Origin of the sequence: Nocardia anaemiae NBRC 100462, assembly GCF_001612725.1 — a bacterium.
Classification (GTDB): Bacteria; Actinomycetota; Actinomycetes; order Mycobacteriales; family Mycobacteriaceae; genus Nocardia; species Nocardia anaemiae.
This window is the reverse complement of record NZ_BDAZ01000010.1, coordinates 13,782-30,799: the sequence shown is the minus strand read 5'-3', so window position 1 is coordinate 30,799 and position 17,018 is coordinate 13,782. Positions and strand designations below refer to the sequence as shown.

The 17,018-nt window shown below is 65.8% G+C and carries 18 protein-coding genes; 6 read left to right on the top strand and 12 right to left on the bottom strand.

What is annotated here, in order from left to right; all coding sequences use genetic code 11:
* Positions 1-135 precede the first annotated feature (135 nt).
* From NA5_RS07775 to NA5_RS43140, 4 genes are all read right to left on the bottom strand, one after another.
* Positions 136-996: an alpha/beta hydrolase family protein gene (locus tag NA5_RS07775; RefSeq protein WP_062983438.1), complete on the bottom strand. Its 861-nt coding sequence runs from the start codon at positions 994-996 to the stop codon at positions 136-138.
* Between the two features lie 29 nt (positions 997-1,025).
* Positions 1,026-1,658, bottom strand: a complete 633-nt coding sequence (locus NA5_RS07770) for a TetR/AcrR family transcriptional regulator (RefSeq protein ID WP_063813242.1) — start codon at positions 1,656-1,658, stop codon at positions 1,026-1,028.
* Between the two features lie 234 nt (positions 1,659-1,892).
* On the bottom strand, positions 1,893-2,681 hold the full coding sequence (locus tag NA5_RS07765; RefSeq protein WP_062983435.1) for an HAD-IIA family hydrolase: 789 nt from the start codon (positions 2,679-2,681) through the stop codon (positions 1,893-1,895).
* A gap of 57 nt (positions 2,682-2,738) precedes the next feature.
* Positions 2,739-2,912: a DUF2867 domain-containing protein gene (locus tag NA5_RS43140; protein WP_084483963.1), complete on the bottom strand. Its 174-nt coding sequence runs from the start codon at positions 2,910-2,912 to the stop codon at positions 2,739-2,741.
* Positions 2,913-3,165: 253 nt separating this feature from the next.
* Here NA5_RS43140 and NA5_RS07760 point away from each other — a divergent pair, with 253 nt between their 5' ends.
* Positions 3,166-3,747 carry a TetR/AcrR family transcriptional regulator gene (locus NA5_RS07760; RefSeq protein WP_062983434.1) on the top strand — a complete coding sequence of 194 codons (582 nt, stop codon included), beginning with the start codon at positions 3,166-3,168 and terminating at the stop codon, positions 3,745-3,747.
* Position 3,748: 1 nt separating this feature from the next.
* Here the strand turns inward: NA5_RS07760 and NA5_RS07755 are convergent, their stop codons facing one another.
* Complete coding sequence (locus NA5_RS07755; protein WP_062983432.1) at positions 3,749-3,997, bottom strand: hypothetical protein; 249 nt, start codon at positions 3,995-3,997, stop codon at positions 3,749-3,751.
* A 152-nt stretch (positions 3,998-4,149) separates the two neighbouring features.
* On the bottom strand, positions 4,150-4,470 hold the full coding sequence (locus tag NA5_RS07750; protein ID WP_062983430.1) for an ArsR/SmtB family transcription factor: 321 nt from the start codon (positions 4,468-4,470) through the stop codon (positions 4,150-4,152).
* Positions 4,471-4,540: 70 nt separating this feature from the next.
* Between NA5_RS07750 and NA5_RS07745 the strand changes: the two genes are divergently transcribed.
* Positions 4,541-5,698 carry an MFS transporter gene (locus NA5_RS07745; protein WP_169811272.1) on the top strand — a complete coding sequence of 386 codons (1,158 nt, stop codon included), beginning with the start codon at positions 4,541-4,543 and terminating at the stop codon, positions 5,696-5,698.
* A 45-nt stretch (positions 5,699-5,743) separates the two neighbouring features.
* On the opposite strand, the gene NA5_RS07740 is transcribed toward NA5_RS07745, so the two are convergent.
* Positions 5,744-6,202, bottom strand: a complete 459-nt coding sequence (locus NA5_RS07740) for a MarR family winged helix-turn-helix transcriptional regulator (protein ID WP_245672139.1) — start codon at positions 6,200-6,202, stop codon at positions 5,744-5,746.
* Positions 6,203-6,325: 123 nt separating this feature from the next.
* Between NA5_RS07740 and NA5_RS07735 the strand changes: the two genes are divergently transcribed.
* Positions 6,326-7,318 (top strand): SMP-30/gluconolactonase/LRE family protein, encoded by a 993-nt coding sequence (locus tag NA5_RS07735; protein ID WP_062983424.1) that lies wholly within the window; start codon positions 6,326-6,328, stop codon positions 7,316-7,318.
* Between the two features lie 219 nt (positions 7,319-7,537).
* Positions 7,538-8,584, top strand: coding sequence for a DUF6585 family protein (locus tag NA5_RS07730; RefSeq protein WP_174555209.1), 1,047 nt, complete (start codon positions 7,538-7,540; stop codon positions 8,582-8,584).
* Between the two features lie 191 nt (positions 8,585-8,775).
* Here the strand turns inward: NA5_RS07730 and groL are convergent, their stop codons facing one another.
* Positions 8,776-10,401, bottom strand: coding sequence for a chaperonin GroEL (gene groL / locus NA5_RS07725; protein ID WP_062983560.1), 1,626 nt, complete (start codon positions 10,399-10,401; stop codon positions 8,776-8,778).
* 213 nt (positions 10,402-10,614) lie between these two features.
* The gene (locus NA5_RS07720; RefSeq protein WP_040696580.1) at positions 10,615-10,914 is read right to left on the bottom strand and encodes a DUF222 domain-containing protein; all 300 of its coding nucleotides are present in this window, start codon (positions 10,912-10,914) and stop codon (positions 10,615-10,617) included.
* A gap of 149 nt (positions 10,915-11,063) precedes the next feature.
* On the opposite strand from NA5_RS07720, the gene NA5_RS07715 reads away from it, so the two are divergent.
* Together NA5_RS07715 and NA5_RS07710 are read left to right on the top strand one after the other, a co-directional pair.
* Positions 11,064-11,741 (top strand): suppressor of fused domain protein, encoded by a 678-nt coding sequence (locus NA5_RS07715; RefSeq protein WP_062983422.1) that lies wholly within the window; start codon positions 11,064-11,066, stop codon positions 11,739-11,741.
* Between the two features lie 44 nt (positions 11,742-11,785).
* On the top strand, positions 11,786-13,843 hold the full coding sequence (locus tag NA5_RS07710) for an NAD(+) synthase (RefSeq protein ID WP_245672138.1): 2,058 nt from the start codon (positions 11,786-11,788) through the stop codon (positions 13,841-13,843).
* Positions 13,844-13,995: 152 nt separating this feature from the next.
* Here NA5_RS07710 and NA5_RS07705 read toward each other — a convergent pair whose 3' ends face one another.
* From NA5_RS07705 to NA5_RS07695, 3 genes are all read right to left on the bottom strand, one after another.
* A complete protein-coding gene (locus NA5_RS07705) occupies positions 13,996-14,733 on the bottom strand; it encodes a Clp protease N-terminal domain-containing protein (protein ID WP_062983421.1) in 738 nt (245 codons plus the stop codon).
* A gap of 52 nt (positions 14,734-14,785) precedes the next feature.
* Positions 14,786-15,868 carry an NAD(P)/FAD-dependent oxidoreductase gene (locus NA5_RS07700; RefSeq protein WP_062983419.1) on the bottom strand — a complete coding sequence of 361 codons (1,083 nt, stop codon included), beginning with the start codon at positions 15,866-15,868 and terminating at the stop codon, positions 14,786-14,788.
* Positions 15,869-15,950: 82 nt separating this feature from the next.
* Entirely contained in the window at positions 15,951-16,991 is a 1,041-nt protein-coding gene (locus NA5_RS07695; protein ID WP_084483961.1) for an RNA polymerase sigma-70 factor, read from the bottom strand.
* Between the last annotated feature and the right edge of the window lie 27 nt (positions 16,992-17,018).

Here is a 17,018-nt window from a genome sequence, read left to right as displayed (position 1 = left end):
CGCTGTGTGCGACCACCATTCGGCTACGTTCGATGGAACGTCGGGTTCAGCGCAGCACAGAACTGCGGTCGCGACCTATCCACGGTGGCCGTGCGCCGGGTCGATGAGCGCCGAGCTGGTAGCCACCATCAGGGATCAGCGGTCCCGCAACCACTTCTCCAGTTGATCGACCGTGCTGCGGTATTGACGAATCCAACCGTTGTGCCCCAACGGTTCCGGTTGCACCCAGGTGGTCACCCCGGCGTTGGGCATCTTGGCCAGCAGGTGGGCGGCCGAACTGCTCGGTGCGACATCGTCGCCGGTGATGGTGATGGATAGCACCGGCAGCTTCAGTCTGGCGATCCGCTCCTCGTAGTCGATATCCGCGTCCACCGGCACGAAGCGGCCGGTGCGGGCCAGCCGGGCCCAGTCCGACAGCAGCACCTTCGACTGGCGTCCGAAGCCGCCTAGCGAGATCCGGTCGCCGGGCCAGAAGCCGGTCAGATTGGCCGTCAGTGACATGGCCGCGGTGCCGACCAGCATGCCTGGGCCCGAAATGCCCCGAAACCCACGGTGATACGGGGTGCCGGAGGCGATCAGGATCAGCCCGCCCAAGCGGCCGCGGATCCGCGCGGCGTACAGCACCGCGAGCTGGCCGCCCATGCTGTGGCCGAGCAGATATGGGGTGCTGTCCGGGAAGCGGTCGCGCACCACCGAGAAGATCGCCGGGAAGTCGACCGAGACCAGTTCGTGGTAACCGAAGGTGCTCGCGGCGCTCGGACGCGGACGACTGTCACCCACGCCGCGCAGCTCACCGATCGCGACATCGAAACCACGCGCGGCCAGCTCCTGGGCGAACAGTTCGTAGTACCCGGCCGGGACACCGAGGCCGGGCACCATCACCACCACCGGACGCGGCGCATCCGGGCGCACCGGATGCCGATGCGCACCGGTCGCCGGGAACAGCCGCACCGGCACGGTGGTGCCGTCCGGCATCTGGATGGGAACCGTCTCCATACAGCGCACGCTAGCCGACGGTGCCGGAACTACGCGCGGACCGCACCCATGATCACTCGGCTGAGCACCCGGATCACATCGTCTAGTGGCGGGCGCGGATCCGAACCGCTCCAGGAATCCACCACGTAGTTGACCGCGCCGATGATGGCCAGCACCCGCATCTCGTAATCGCCCGTTGGGATTTCGCCGTGTAGGGCGGCATCCTCCGCGGCGCCGGCGAGTAGCGAACCCCAGACGCGGCGCAGCTCCAGCCGGAACTTCTCCACCTTCGGCCCGGCGCCGACGACCTCTACCAGCGCCACCCGCGCCTTGCGCGGATCGGAGCCGATGGATTCGACGTAGGCGCGCACCGCGGCATCGATGATCTCCAGCGCGGTCGCATCGGATTTCTTCTCCAGGGCGGCGGTCACCGCTTCGCGCGATTCCTTATCGATCTGCTCGTAGAGCTCGAGTAGGAGGGATTCGCGGCCGGTGAACTCCTCATAGAACTGCCTCGAGGAGAGTCCGGCGTCCTTACAGATAGCGCCGACCGAACTATTGGCGTAGCCGTCGCGTGCAAAGACCGTAAGGCCCGATTCCAGAAAACGCGCACGCCGCTGACGTTGCCGGTCCTCTACGGGTTGCCCGGCATACATTCGTCCCGTATTCGCATCCTGTGACATTGGGGCAGACAATACCGAAGGGCCCGATCCCCTCGTCATGGATCGGGCCGTTCGTCTCAACCTTCGGCCGAATATGCGTTAGCCGAAAGTTGGCCGCTCGGTTGCTATTGCGCTTACCGGCTGCTGCTCTCCGATCTAGTTGCCACCACGGGGGTCGTCACTGGTTGTTTGCCGCAACGGAGGATACCGAGAGGTTCGGCACGCCGAAAGTGTTTTGAAGGACTTTTTTTAGAATTATTCTTTCGGCCGGACTTTCAACAGCGCGGGCAGTTCCGCCACCGAATCGATGACGTGATCCGGTGCGGTCGATGCCGCCGCCAGTACGGCGGCCCGGAATTTGCCGGTGCGCACCAGAACTCCGGTCATACCGACCTGTTGCGCGGCGAGCACATCGGAGTGCAGATCGTCACCGATCATCAACACCTCGGCCGGATCGACGCCCATAAGGTCCGCGCAGGTGCGGAATCCGGCCGCCGCGGGCTTGCCGACCACCGCGATCTCGGCATTGCCCGCCGCCTCCAGACCCGGCAGGTATGCGCCCGCGTCGATGCGCAGCCCGGTGTCGGTGGCCCAGGTCAGGCCGCTGTGCATCGCGACGACCGGAATACCGTCCAGCATCAGCTCGGCCACCCGGCTCAGCGCGTCATGGGTGAATTCCGCACCGGCGCCGCCGATTACGATGACGTCCGGGTGTTGGTCGTCGAGTGTGAGCTCGGCGAGGTCGACCTCGATATCGCCGTGATTGAGCACCCACACTGCCGCATCCGGGTAGTGGCGGCCCACGTATTCGCCGGTGAGCCGGGCGGCGGTGACGATCTCGGCGGCATCGACATCGAATCCGGCGTCGCGCAGCCGCTCGGCGATCTCGGCGCAGGTGCGGGAGGTGGTATTGGTGAGAAACCTTCGGCGCAAACCACTTTCACGCACGCGGCGCACGGCGTCGACCGCACCGTCGATCTCGTGCCACGAAGTCACCAGCACGCCGTCGATGTCGTAGAGCACACCGCGTATGTCGCCAGACATGAGTTCAGCCTACGACGGTCGAACGGAGCCGTCGCCACATCCGTTCGATGTGGCGCGTCAGCGGGCGAAACCACGGGCGGCGCGTGCGAGCATCCATGGCACGAGCCGACGGTGGAATGGGCGCACGACGGCGAAATATCTTCGGCCCCAGCGATTTCGATACTTGACCAGAGACGTGATGGTAACCGCGCCATCGCCGACCAGAACCGAAACGACAGACCGCCATCTCATCGGCGGTCACATGCTCGTGCTCGTCGCTTTCGCGATCGGGAAAAGGCTTGCCGAAGAATATCTTTCGAGTCCATTCCCGAGGATCGATAGGAGCGCCGGGCGGCAACGCTATTCGTAGGAATCGACGTAATCCCAATCGATCCCGGACGAGCGCGCCAGGGTGGCTCGTTCGGGAATCTCATAAGTCGGCATCGCATACCTCCGGCCATTCCATACGTGAGCGTATGGAGTGACCATACGGTAGCGTACGGGAATGGCACAAGGGGATGCGAAGGCACGGCTCAACGCCGACGATTGGGCACAGGCCGCCCTGGACGCGCTGGCGGAGGGCGGCCTGGCAGCAGTGGCCGTCGAACCCATCGCCAAGCGGCTCGGCACCACCAAAGGCAGCTTCTACTGGCATTTCAAGGACCGCGCGGCCCTCATCGATGCGGCACTCGCGCGTTGGGAGCAGCGCAGCACCGAGGATGTGATCGCCGAGATCGCCGTCGAGGCCGACCCCGGCGAACGATTGCATCGACTCTTCGCCCAGGTCATCGATTACGCGGCCACTGGCCGCATCGAATTGGCGCTACTGGCCTCGGCGGATCAGCCGCCGGTCGCCGCGACCTTGCGCCGAGTCGCGGACCGGCGCATCGAATACGTCGCGGAATTGCTACGCGAATTGGGGCTGCCCGCCGGGAAGGCGCGGACCAGAGCGGTTGTCGCCGTGAGCATTTACCACGGTTTCAACCAACTGGCCCGCGTCTCCCCCGACACACTCCCGACCACCGAAGCGCAGCGAAGGGCATTGGTGGACAGCGCATTCGAGAGTCTGCTGCCGACACGGAACTGACTCAGCTGCCGCCGCCGCAACCACCGCCGCCCCCGCCACAGCCGCCGCCACCGCAGCCTGAGCCGCCGCCGCAGCTCGAACCACCACCGCAACCGCCGCCGCCGCTGTCGCCACCGCTGCCCGCGGCCCATCGACTTCGCCTGCGGCGATTGCGGCGCCCCCGACTGTCGCGGTTCGCGTAATTGATGATCGTGAGCGTGCCGAACAGCACTAGGAAACCGATCACGATCGCGACAAAGATTCCGTTCATTGTCCCCACCCCCGAGTGACGTTCGAGGCTTGCCCTCGCAACAAGTGCACCTGCCACCGGGACCGCCCGTAAAGCCAATACTTTTGGGGCGTTTGAACCGCTCAACGGACGCGGGCACCCCGGCACGCCGATGCCGGGCGTGCGTGAACGGGTCAGGATTGCGAGCCGTTGATGATCGCATCGAGCAGGCCGGGAAAACGTTCGTCCAGATCGTCGCGCCGCAGTTCGACCAGCCGATTGCGGCCGGAGACGTAGGTGGTCGTGACACCCGCGTCGCGTAGCACCTTCCAGTGGTGCGATGCGGTCGCGGCGGTGATTTCGACGTCGAATTTGTCGATGGCGCAACTGAGCGGCTCGCGGACCCCGGCGAGCGCGCGGATCAGCTCCAGCCGGATCGGATCGGCGATGGCGCTGAGCACCCGGATCAGGTCCAGGTCGCCGGTGCTCGGCTGCGGTAGCTGGCGCACGTTCATCCTCCGATCGTTTGACAACTATCGAATTATATCTCAGCATCATAAGATGCTTCGACAACCATCGAACAATATGTATCGGTCCCTGATCCCACTCGCCGTCGGCACCTTCGTGCTGGGTACCGACGGCTTCGTACTCAATGGCATGCTCCCGCTCATCGCCCGCGACCTGGACGTTTCGGTGGCCGCCGCGGGTCAGCTCACCACCATGTTCGCCTGGACATACGCCATCGCCTCACCAGTTATCGCGGCCGCCAACGGATCCTGGGACCGGCGTTGGGTATTAGGCGGCGGTGCGGCCCTTTTCGTCCTCGGCATGATCGGACAGGCTGCGGCGCAGGACTTTTCGGTGATGGCGGGGGCGCGCATCGTTGCCGCGATCGGTGCGGCGGCGTTCCAGGCCAATGCCTTCGCCGTGGCCGGGGTGGTCGCCGACGACGCGCACCGCGGCCGGGCACTCTCGGTCGTCACCGCCGGAATCACGCTATCGGCGGTCGCGGGCGTGCCGATCGGCATATTCGTGGAGCGTTGGATCGGCTGGCGCGGGGTGCTCTGGGCGATCGCCGTCGGCGGCGCCATCGCGGCCGCCCTCGTCGTGCTGCTGCCGCGTGTCACCTTGCCGAGTACCGGATTGCGCGATCGCGTCGGCGTGCTCGCCCGGCCCGCCGTACTGCGGGTTCTGCTGGTGACGACGCTGCAGATGACCGCGGGCTACACGACCATCGTCTACCTGCCGGTCGTGGTCGCACCATCGGTGCCGCAGGGGCAACTCGCGTGGCTGCTGCTGGTCATGGGCATCGGCCAGGTCATCGGCAACTCGCAGGCGGGCCGGGCGGTGGACCGCCTCGGCCCGGCACGGACGCTGACCGTCGGACTCGTCGGCAGCCTCATCGGTCTGCTCCTGCTCGGCCCGGCCACCCACGCCAATTGGGCGGTCTTCGCGGTACTCGGCCTGACCGGCCTGTTCGGATCCGCGATCCTCATCCCGCAGCAGTTCCGGCTCTTCGCCATTGCGCACGACGCGCCGACCGTCGCGCTCGGACTCAACGGCTCGGCCATCTACCTAGGCAGCGGCATCGGCTCCCTGCTCGGCGGCACGGTGCTGGATTCGTCGGGCGCGAGTTGGCTCCCGTGGACCTCGGCCGCGGTCGGCTTCATTGCCCTCACGCTCGGCGGCGCAACACTGCGCCGACCGGCCCGCAACGCAACGACGGTAGTCGCGGCGGCGTGAAATAGCCTGCACCCCAATGGCTCCCGGGTCGATGCGGCCCGGGAGCTATTTTTTCGGCGCGGATTCGGGCCGAATGGAGTCGAGCAGGTCGGCGCAGCGGGTGAGCAGCTCGCGCAGCGCGGCGTGTTCGGCCTCGGTGAATTCGTCGGCCAATGCGCGCTCCACCCGCACGGCATTCGCGTCCGCCTCTTTGGCGAGCGCCGCGCCCGCTTCGGTGAGTCGGGTCTCCAGGACGTTCTTGTGCCAGGCATGTGGGGTGCGCTCGATGAGGCCGCGGTCCTGGAGGTTGGTCAGGATCGTATTCATGGTCGGCGGGGTCACTCCGCACAGTCGGGCCAATGCCGCAGCGTTGATGCCCGGGTTTTCGATGAGGAACAGCAGGGCCCCGTACTGGGGAACGGTGAGGCCCGCCGGTTTGAGCGCCGCGCTCTTCGCCGAGTTGAGGGCCTGTTCGGCGCGCTTGAGATACGAGCCGAGGCGCTCGGAGGAGTGCATGGACGTCATATCCGCATGGTAACTGCGCGTCTTCTGGTTAGGATCTTGACGTAGATTAGAGCTCTAATATATGTTCGTGCACATTCCAAGATGTGAACACAACAAGATGTTCGACTATCAGGAGTCACGAGCATGTTCCGCACCATCTCGACCATCGCCACCGCCATTGCCTGCACCGCCCTCACGGCCTGCGGCACGGCGACGCAGGCCGTCAGCCAACCGACGACCCGCATCAGCACCGCATACGAACTGCCCGGTGATCGCGTCTATCCGGAGGGCATCGCCGTCGATCCACGCACCGGCGACACCTACGTCGGCTCATACGCCAACGGCGCCATCTACCGCGCAACGCCAGGCGCCGCGCGGGCCGAAATCTTCCTGCCCGAGGGGGCCGACGGCCGCAAGACCGCCAATGGCCTGAAAGTCGATGCGGCAGGGCGACTGTGGGTTACCGATTCGACGACCGGAGTCGCGGTGTACGACACCGGCAGCCGTGCGCTGATCGCCCGCTTCGATGTCACCGGCACCGGACCGAGGCTGGTCAACGATGTGGCCATCACCCCTGACGGCAGCGCATATCTGACCGACAGCCTGCGACCGGTCGTCTACCGGGTCACCCCGGAGCAGATCACCGCGGCGCACGGCGGAAAGGCGGAGCTGACAGCACAATTCGATCTGAGCACCATAATCAGCCCGCATGCGCCGGACGCATTTACCTTGAACGGCATCGTGTCCGACGATTCCGGTCGCTATCTGCTGATCGTCGATATGAACGCAGGTGAGCTGTACCGCGTTGCGACCGAGCCGAATTCGCCGGATCCGATTCGCAAGGTGACCATGCGCGGCGCCGATCTGAAACACGGTGACGGTCTGGAACTGCACGGCAGCACGCTGTGGGCGGCTCAGAATGTCAGCAACACCATTACCCGCTGGAAGATCGGCGATGATGGCGCGACCGTCGAGCTGGAACGCACGGTCACCGATGAATCCCTGCGCATTCCCACCACATTGGTGCGCAGCAATGATCGGACGCTGGTTGTCTCTTCCCAATTCGATAAGGGTGGGCCGATGGGGCCCGGAACCCCGACCATGCCGTTCACCGTCCTGACGGTCGACGGAATCTGATCCCGCCGCACGGCCGGTCCGTTCAGCGGACCGGCCTTTGCCCTATTCGGCCACATGACAACTTGATCTAAATCACGACGAAACGCCCGCACCGATCGCAAGTATGCCGTCGCGATGACGTAAGCTCGGCCGACTGACCGGGCACGAGGCTGGGGTGGCGACCTTCGGTCGAGTGTCATACGCTTCGCCGCGGAGGAAAACCGCCTCATGGAGGGACAATTGACCACTCCGAGCCATGGCGATGTCGGAACCGGCGGGCCACAAAAGGTTCCACTGTCGCAGCTGATCCACCTGATGGCCGAATATCAGAAGCTCGGCACGCACCGACAGACCTTTCTACCGGCGCCTGCGAGCGATAGCCTCGTGCGCGGCTACGGGATTGTCGCGGGCGGGTTCACGGCAGTCGGGGTTATCTGCGTGACGGTGGGGGCATATCCCGGTGCGCTCGCGATCGGTCTGATCGCCCTGGTCCCCGCGTCGATGGCCTTCTTCCGTGGGCGGCGCAATCGTCGGCACCGCACCGCTCGGCTGGATCTATTCGAATTCGGCATGACCGTGTACCGCTCCGGTGAGCAGGTGGCCGGATTCCGCTGGAACAGTGCCGAAGTGCGCCAGCAGGTCATCCCCTTCCAGAATTCCGCCCACACCGAGTACTCACTCCAGATGTCGGGTCCCGACGGCGCCGAGGCCGCATTCGACGACACCCTGTTCGGCGAGGCGCGCGAATGGGGCAGGGCCATCCAGTCGGCCGTCACCCTGGCCCAACTCCCCCGCGCCGTGGCCGCCATCGATGACGGCGCGACCGTCCATTTCGGCGAAATCGCCCTCGATCTGACCGCACTCTATTTCCGCAGCCGGGCCTACGCCTGGGAACAGATCCAATTGATCGACGCCCGAAGCGGTTTGGTCCGCATGAAGGTAGACGGCAGCTGGGTCTCGCTCACCCCTGTCGGCCAGATTCCCAACTTCTACATCTTCAACGAACTCGCCGAACGCCTACGCCTGGCCGCCGCCGCGGAGTACGCCGCCGCAACCGAACCAGCGGATCCCGAACTACCCACCATCACACCGGCCGCCGAGCCCGATCCGCTCACCCCGGTAATCGACTCGGATCCAATGGTCGACAGCACACCCGAGGCGATCGCCGATCAACAAATCGAACCCCCGGCCCCAACGACCAACGGCACCGCCAAAACAGCCGATGCGCCCATCGAAATAACCCCCGCCCCAACATCTTCCACCGAATCAGTAGCCACAAAGCTTTGATCCGTTCGTCATTCCTCTCGAATAGCAAAGCCCGCGATATCGAAAACCCCTCCGATAACCGCTCGCACACCACCCATCCGGCAAACGCATTGCGCCCTTGGAAAACTCCCACGAGACCAAATAGCCCGAAGGCCGGTCCACCAAATGGTGGACCGGCCTTCGGGTCTAGAAGTGGTGCCGGGAGACTGGACTCAGAAGTCCATGCCACCCATGCCACCGGTCGGGTCGCCCGCGGGAGCGGCGGCCTTCTCCGGCTTGTCGGCGACGACGGCCTCGGTGGTGAGGAACAGCGCCGCGATGGAGGCCGCGTTCTGCAGGGCAGAACGGGTGACCTTGACCGGGTCGGCGACACCGGCGGCCAGCAGGTCCTGGTACTCGCCCGAGTCGGCGTTCAGGCCGTGGCCCGCAGGCAGGTTCGAAACCTTCTCGGCGACAACGCCGGGCTCGAGGCCCGCGTTGAACGCGATCTGCTTCAGCGGAGCCGACAGCGCGACACGCACGATGTTCGCACCGGTCGCCTCGTCACCGGTGAGCTTCAGGTCATCCAGCGCCGGAGCCGACTGCAGCAGGGCCACGCCACCACCGGCGACGATGCCCTCCTCGACGGCGGCCTTGGCGTTGCGCACAGCATCCTCGATGCGGTGCTTGCGCTCCTTGAGCTCGACCTCGGTCGCGGCACCCGCCTTGATGACGGCGACGCCACCGGCCAGCTTGGCCAGACGCTCCTGCAGCTTCTCCCGGTCGTAGTCCGAGTCCGAGTTCTCGATCTCGGTGCGGATCTGCGCGACGCGGCCCTTGATGGCCTCCGCGTCACCCGCGCCCTCGACGATGGTGGTCTCGTCCTTGGTGATGACGACCTTGCGGGCCTGGCCGAGCAGCTCGATGCCAGCGGTCTCCAGGGAGAGGCCGACCTCTTCGCTGATGACCTCGCCGCCGGTGAGGATGGCGATATCGGCGAGCTGCGCCTTGCGACGGTCACCGAAGCCGGGCGCCTTGACGGCGACGGACTTGAAGGTGCCGCGGATCTTGTTCACGACCAGGGTCGACAGGGCCTCGCCCTCGACGTCCTCGGCGATGATCAGCAGCGGCTTACCGGCCTGGATGACCTTCTCCAGCAGCGGCAGCAGGTCCTTGACGGTGGAAACCTTGGAACCGACGAGCAGGATGTACGGATCCTCGAGGACGGCTTCCTGACGCTCCGGGTCGGTCACGAAGTAACCCGAGATGTAGCCCTTGTCGAAGCGCATACCCTCGGTGAGCTCCAGCTGGAGCCCGAAGGTGTTGCTCTCCTCGACGGTGATGACACCTTCCTTGCCGACCTTGTCCATGGCCTCGGCGATGAGCTCACCGATGGACGAGTCGCCCGCGGAGATACCGGCGGTAGCAGCGATCTGCTCCTTGGTATCGATCTCCTTGGCGGTCGCGAGGAGCTTGGTGGTGACGGCCTCGACGGCCTTCTCGATGCCGCGCTTGAGGCCGAGGGGGTTGGCACCGGCCGCGACGTTGCGCAGACCCTCACGTACGAGCGCCTGGGCCAGCACGGTGGCGGTGGTGGTGCCGTCGCCAGCGACGTCGTCGGTCTTCTTGGCGACTTCCTTGACCAGCTCGGCGCCGATCTTCTCGTACGGGTCCTCCAGCTCGATCTCCTTGGCGATGGAAACACCATCGTTGGTGATCGTGGGGGCGCCCCACTTCTTCTCCAGGACAACGTTGCGACCCTTGGGTCCCAGCGTCACCTTGACCGCGTCGGCGAGGGCGTTCAGGCCCCGCTCGAGGCCGCGACGGGCCTCTTCGTCGTACGCAATTGTCTTGGCCATTGCGTTGAGATCCTCCACATGTATATGGCTGACACACAGGACGATCGCAGGTTGGATCGCCCCATTTACGCTGGCCAGGTTCGGTGCCCGCGACGGACGACCGAGGGTGTCGATGGAACCCGGTCTCACCGTCCCGACCTGGCACTCACACGTCGAGAGTGCCAAGCCCTTTTTAGCACTCAGGGGTATCGAGTGCAAGGTCCGCCGCGCAGCTCAGGCCGAGCTGCGGTCGTCCACCCGGAGTATCAATGCGACGAACGCGTCGGCCCGGCGCTCCTCGGGCGTGCGTGGCTCACCCTCATCGACCGTTACGAGTTCCGCGTCGTTCAGCAGCAACTCCGCCTCCACCCGCATGATCGCCCGGATGAATGGTGGCGCGACATCGGGCGGCAGGTCGCCATTGATGATGTAGCTGCCGTCGGGCTGCGATTCGGTGGAGACATAGGTCAGCGCACGCTCGAGATCAGCGCGTCGTTCCCCCGCAACTAGGTCGGAATCCATGTCATCCGCCATTGCTATAGCTTACCGGTGCGCCGGATCAGCCCTTTCCCGACAGGCCGACCAGTCCGGGATCCGGTCGCGCGACCGCAAATCGCTGTCCGCCGATGGCTTGCGATCCGTGTGGCGCGGCGCATGGTCCGCGCCGACCTTATGGTGTCCAGGTGAGTGAAAGTCCCGGCTGGAACGCTATCGACGCCGCGTTGGAACAGCTGTACCACGACACCGCACCCAGCCATTGGGGAACGGGGGTCCCCTGGTCGCTCGGCGGGCCCGATCCGCTGGACGGCATCAGCGCCTATCCGCGCACCGAACCGGTCCCACACTGGCACTACATCAGCTACGGCATGACCGAGCTGTACGAGAAGGAATGGGATAACCCGGCCGAATCCGGCTGGGGATTCGAATTCACCTTCCGGCTGCTGCGCAGACCGGCCGATGAGAAACCGCCGGTCTGGCCCGCGAACTTCCTACAGAACCTGGCCAGGTACGTGTTCCAGTCCGGGAATTGGTTCGCACCCGGCCACACCATCAAGTCGAACGGCCCGATCGCCGCGGACCACCATCCGGATTCGGACATCCACGCCGTCGCCTTCACCATGGACCCGGAACTCGGCGCCATCGATACACCGCACGGGCGGGTGCAATTCCTGCAGATCGTCGGCCTGACCATGCCGGAGTACCGAGCCGCGCAGGGCGGGCACACCCAGGCCGTTCTCGACGAACTCGCACCGCGGCTGCCGCTGTTGGTCACCGATATCGAGCGCGGATCGCTCATGGAGGAACCGAAGGCCAAGGCGAAATGGCCGCGCTGGGGCGGGGGTCTGCGCGGACGGGCGTAATTTCGACAAGGAGGAAAGATCAACGATCCCGAAAGGGGACGCCCGTGCCCGCACTGCCGTTCGACTCCCTCTATCGGCACGGGTTCGCGCGAGTGGCGGTCGCGGTGCCGCGGATCCGGGTCGCCGATCCCGCGTTCAATGTCGAGCAGACGCTCGAGCTCGCTCGACAGGCGGCCGCCGACGGTGTGGTGCTGACCGTCTTTCCCGAACTCGGACTCGCCAGCTACACCGCCGACGATCTGTTCCACCAGGATGCGCTCGACGATGCGGTCGGCGCGGCGATCGAGCAGGTAGTCGCGGCGAGCACGGAAATCGATACGGTGCTGTTGATCGGTGCGCCGGTGCGTACCCAGGGGCGGTTGTTCAACTGCGGGATCGCGGTATGCCGGGGCACCGTGCTCGGCGCCGTGCCGAAGAGCTATCTGCCGAACTATCGCGAGTTCTACGAGAAGCGCCAGTTCGCGGCGGCGCGCGAGACCCTGCACGACCACATCACGATCGCGGGTCAGCGGGTGCCGTTCGGTTCCGACCTGTTGTTCACCGCGACCAATCTCGACGGCTTCGTATTCCACCTGGAGATCTGCGAGGACGGCTGGGTTCCGTTGCCGCCCAGTGGATATGCCGCGCTGGCCGGTGCCACGGTGCTGGTCAATCTGTCGGCGAGCAATATCGTCATCGGCAAGGCCGACTACCGGCGCGCGCTGTGCACCTCACATTCCGCGCGTTACCTGGCCGCCTATCTGTATTCCGCTGCGGGACATGGTGAATCGACCACCGATATGGCCTGGGACGGACAGGCGCTGGTCTGCGAGAACGGCGACCTACTCGCCGAGGGCGAGCGGTTTTCCGACCATCCCCAGTTGATCACCGCCGATCTCGATCTGCAGCGGCTGGCCGCGGATCGTATCCGCACCACCAGTTTCGCCGACAACGTACACGATCACCGGGAACGGCTGCAGCGACTGCGGCGCGTCGAGGTGCAGTTGCCGGTTCCGACGGGCGCCGTCGCCCTGCGACGCGAAATCCAGCGCTTCCCTTATGTTCCCAGCGATCCGGCCGCCCGCAACGAACGCTGTGCCGAGGTGCATCACATCCAGGTCGAGGGCCTGAGCACCCGCTTACGTGCTACCGGCAGCCAGCGGTTGGTCATCGGCGTCTCCGGCGGATTGGACTCCACGCAGGCGCTGATCGTCGCGGCCAAAACCATGGACCGGCTCGGCCTGCCGCGCACCAATGTACTGGCCTACACCATGCCCGGTTTCGCGACCAGCTCCCGAACCCGCACCGACGCGCACGCGCTGATGGACGCACTCGGCGTGAGCGCGCAGGAGATCGATATCCGCCCTTCCGCCACCCAGATGCTGCGCGACCTGAATCATCCTGCCGCTGAAGGTATCCCGCAGTACGACGTCACCTACGAGAATGTCCAGGCAGGCGAGCGCACCTCGCACCTGTTCCGACTCGCCAACCAGCACAACGCACTCGTGGTCGGCACCGGCGATCTCAGTGAACTCGCCTTGGGCTGGTGCACTTTCGGCGTCGGCGACCATATGGCGCACTACAGCGTGAACGCCTCGGTCCCCAAAACATTGATCAAGTATCTGATCGCCTGGGCGGTCGACACCCATCAGTTCGGCCCCGAGGCTAGCCGGGTGCTGTCATCGATCCTGCAGACCGAGATCTCGCCGGAGCTGGTGCCCAGCCACGATTCCACCACACCGGGCCAGAGTTCCGAGGCCACCGTCGGCCCCTATGAACTGCAGGACTTCCACCTCTACTACCTGCTGCGCTTCGGCTACCGCCCGAGCCGGGTCGCCTACCTGGCCCGGCACGCCTGGTCCGAGCGCGACCGCGGCAGCTGGCCGGACCTGATCCCGGCCGACCAGCGCAATACCTACGACCTGCCGACCATCAAACACTGGCTCGCCGAATTCCTGCGCCGCTTCATCCAGACCAGCCAGTTCAAACGCTCAACCCTGCCCAATGCACCGAAAGTCGGTTCCGGCGGCTCACTTTCACCCCGCGGCGACTGGCGTGCGCCGAGCGACGCCTCCGCCGCCGCCTGGTTGGACGAACTCGCCCGCAACGTGCCGGAGAACTGAGCCGCCGTCCCGCCGCACAGGACTCGTCCCGCCGCGCCGGACACGGGATCGGATGGCCCGCCGCTGCCGTGCCCTGGCCGCGTGCGCGCATCGAATGCCGATGACTATCCAGGAAATTCGACATTGTCCGGCGGCGAACGCGGCCCGGACGTTCATGATTTCTCGGCGGCGATCACCGAAAGCAGTTCGGCCAGATCGGCTTCGGCCTTCGCCTTGTCGACCCCGAGATCGGACAGGATCCCGGAACCGTTCTCCTGTTCGAGCAGTGCGAGCAGGACATGTTCGGTGCCGATGTAGTTGTGTCCCAGGCGAAGTGCCTCACGGAAGGTCAGCTCCAGCACCTTCTTGGCATCGGGTCCGAACGGAATGAGCGCGGGCACCTTCGCCGGATCGGCTGGCTGTTGGGCGATGGCCGCCGTCGCCGCATCCCGGACGACGTCGAGTTTCACCCCTTGCGCCACGATCTCCCTGGCCCCGAGGCCCTCCGGTTGGGACAGCAGGGCCAGCACCAGATGCCCGACGGTGATCTCCCGATGATCGGAGTCGCGCGCCAGCTCCTGGGAGGCCACCACGATCTGCCGTGCGCGCGGGGTGAACTTCGCGAAACCCGCACTGGGATCCATGGTCGCGGCCTCCGCCGGATCACCCGGCCCCTTCGGCACGAACCGCTTCTGCGCCGCCTGTTTGGTAACGCCCATGCTCGCGCCGATATCGGTCCAGGAGGCGCCGGAGCGGCGGGCCTGATCCACGAAGTGGCCGATCAGATGATCGGCCACTTCGCCGAGATGCCCGGCCGCGACCACCGCATCGGAGAGTTGGTCGAGCACATTGTCCGGACGTGCCTTTTTGATGCCCTCGATCAGATCGTCGAGTCGTACGTTGATTGTCATGCGTCAACCATAAGTTGACGATCCGACTTCGTCAACCATTAGTTGACGCGAATTAGGGACGCGCCGCTCCGGCCGCACCACGCACGATCTGCTCCTTGAACCAGGCCGCCGTCCGCCCGGTGAGCACGGTCCTTCCCGGCGAGTCGTCCGCGTGCAGAAACTGGATGACACCATCGCGGCGACCGAGACTGATGCACTGGAAGAAGTACCGGAACCGCAGCTCACGCGGCGCACGACCGGCCAGCCGGGCGACAACGGCATCGGCGGCGTACTTACCGGTGGGCAATGCCGTCGCACAAGCCATCCGCAGCTCCCGACCACCCGGACCCGCGATCACAGCGGCGTCACCGGCCGCATACACATCCGGATGCGATATCGAGCGCAATGTCTCGTCGGTCAGCACCCGACCGTGCCCGTCCACCGCGAGCCCGGACCGTCGCGCCAGCTCCGGCACCCCGAATCCGGCGGTCCACACCGTCGCGGCGGCCCCGACCACGGCACCGTCAGCCAACCGGACGCCCTCCGGCGTCACCTCGATAACCTTTGCGTCCGAACGGATCTCGACGCCGAGCCGCTCCAGCACCCGTCGCACGTGATCTCGCGCCCGCGCGGACAGCCAAGAGGCTGGCTCATCCGAGCCGAGCAGCAACACCCGCGAATCCGACCGGGACTCGGCAAGTTCCGCGGCCAACTCTATTCCGGTGGCGCCGCCACCGACCACCACGATCCGCCCCGCCGCACCGGTCCGCAAATGTTCCGAACCATCAGGTGTGGCAACAGAATACGCGTACTCGGCCACTCCCTCCACGCCCGGATCGTTGGTACTGCCCAACGCGTAGATGAGTGCGTCGTATTCGAGATCCGGTGCGCCGTCCAGGATCACCCGCTTGTGCTCGATCCGGTGCGCCCAGGCCTGCACGAATCGGATTCGCTTGGGCTCGAGCAACTCTCGCAGATCCCATTCCGGAATCGACTGCCCCGCAGCGTATTGGTGCAACCGCACCCGTTCGACAAAGCTCGCGCGGGCGTCGACAACGGTGATGTGGGCGTCGCGGGCGGCGCGCGCCAACCGGCGGGCCGCCGCCAGCCCCGCGTACCCGGCGCCGAGGACGACGATTCGATGCTGTCCGGTCATGATGTGGCTCCCTTTCGATCGGCCGACACCCCTCAGACCGGACAGCCTGGCGATCGCTGACAGCCTCGGATAATGACCCGCGTCACTTCCGACCGATATGGGTCAGTTTCTCCGGATTGACGATCAAGCGCAGCGCGGTCACCGCATCGTCGAGGGTGTCCACGCCGACAACGAGTGCGGGCTCGCCCGCCAGTCGCACGACGACCGCGAGCGCGCCGTTGATCTCCTCCAGCGCCATTGCCATCCCCGGCACTTCCCAGCGGAACAGTCCGGCCACATACCGCGCGACCGCGGCAGCCCCGACAATCGGCCGCCGAGCAGCGGTGACCTGACCGCCGCCGTCCGCGGTCGAGACCACATCGGCGGCGAGCATCCGTTCCAAAGCCTCGAGATCGCCGATCCGCGCGGCCTTCAGGAAGCGTTCGATCAGTTCGCGGGCCTGGTCGGCCGGAACATCGAAGCGCGGCCGCCCCTCACGCACCCGGATACCGGCCCGACGGAAGATCTGCTGCGAATTGGCCTCGGATACCGCGAGCATGTCCGCGATCTCCCGGTGCGCGTATCCGAATGCCTCGCGCAGCACGAAAACCGCCCGCTCGATCGGGCTCAACCGTTCCAATGCCGTCAGCAGCGCCAGCGATACCAGCTCGCGCTCCTCCACCGTCTCCAGCGGCCCGAGTTCACCGCGCCCGGTCGGCACCGGCTCGGGCAACCAGGGGCCGACGTAGGTCTCGCGGCGAGCCCGCGCCGAAACCAGCCAGGTGCGGCAGAGATTCACGATCGTGGTGGTCAGCCAGGCCTCCGCCGAGCGAATCGTGCTGCGGTCGGTGCCATCCCAGCGCAGGTAGGTCTCCTGTACCGCATCCTCGGCCTCGGTCGCGGAGCCGAGCATCCGATAGGCGAGCGCGAACAGACGCGGGCGATGCGCCTGGAATTCGCGCAATCCGTCCGGTTCCACCGCCACCTTCTTCCGTGCTCGGCCGCCGAAGATGACGGTACCGGTCGCGATCCGCCCGGCCTTCGAGAGTTCGCCTGCCGATCCGATGGTCCGGCCGCCACCGAAAACCCGACCCAGATCGAATCCCCAGAACCCCAAACCACCAAGTGCCGCAACACCGCTCATAGCTGCAGCATTCCCGCGCGACCTAGA

Excerpts from the sequence above, each read along its gene's own strand:
- NA5_RS07775 (WP_062983438.1), bottom strand. The coding sequence starts at position 996 with ATGGAGACGGTTCCCATCCAGATGCCGGACGGCACCACCGTGCCGGTG.
- NA5_RS07770 (WP_063813242.1), bottom strand. The coding sequence starts at position 1,658 with ATGTCACAGGATGCGAATACGGGACGAATGTATGCCGGGCAACCCGTA.
- NA5_RS07765 (WP_062983435.1), bottom strand. The coding sequence starts at position 2,681 with ATGTCTGGCGACATACGCGGTGTGCTCTACGACATCGACGGCGTGCTG.
- NA5_RS43140 (WP_084483963.1), bottom strand. The coding sequence starts at position 2,912 with ATGAGATGGCGGTCTGTCGTTTCGGTTCTGGTCGGCGATGGCGCGGTT.
- NA5_RS07760 (WP_062983434.1), top strand. The coding sequence starts at position 3,166 with ATGGCACAAGGGGATGCGAAGGCACGGCTCAACGCCGACGATTGGGCA.
- NA5_RS07755 (WP_062983432.1), bottom strand. The coding sequence starts at position 3,997 with ATGAACGGAATCTTTGTCGCGATCGTGATCGGTTTCCTAGTGCTGTTC.
- NA5_RS07750 (WP_062983430.1), bottom strand. The coding sequence starts at position 4,470 with ATGAACGTGCGCCAGCTACCGCAGCCGAGCACCGGCGACCTGGACCTG.
- NA5_RS07745 (WP_169811272.1), top strand. The coding sequence starts at position 4,541 with ATGTATCGGTCCCTGATCCCACTCGCCGTCGGCACCTTCGTGCTGGGT.
- NA5_RS07740 (WP_245672139.1), bottom strand. The coding sequence starts at position 6,202 with ATGACGTCCATGCACTCCTCCGAGCGCCTCGGCTCGTATCTCAAGCGC.
- NA5_RS07735 (WP_062983424.1), top strand. The coding sequence starts at position 6,326 with ATGTTCCGCACCATCTCGACCATCGCCACCGCCATTGCCTGCACCGCC.
- groL (WP_062983560.1), bottom strand. The coding sequence starts at position 10,401 with ATGGCCAAGACAATTGCGTACGACGAAGAGGCCCGTCGCGGCCTCGAG.
- NA5_RS07720 (WP_040696580.1), bottom strand. The coding sequence starts at position 10,914 with ATGGCGGATGACATGGATTCCGACCTAGTTGCGGGGGAACGACGCGCT.
- NA5_RS07705 (WP_062983421.1), bottom strand. The coding sequence starts at position 14,733 with ATGACAATCAACGTACGACTCGACGATCTGATCGAGGGCATCAAAAAG.
- NA5_RS07700 (WP_062983419.1), bottom strand. The coding sequence starts at position 15,868 with ATGACCGGACAGCATCGAATCGTCGTCCTCGGCGCCGGGTACGCGGGG.
- NA5_RS07695 (WP_084483961.1), bottom strand. The coding sequence starts at position 16,991 with ATGAGCGGTGTTGCGGCACTTGGTGGTTTGGGGTTCTGGGGATTCGAT.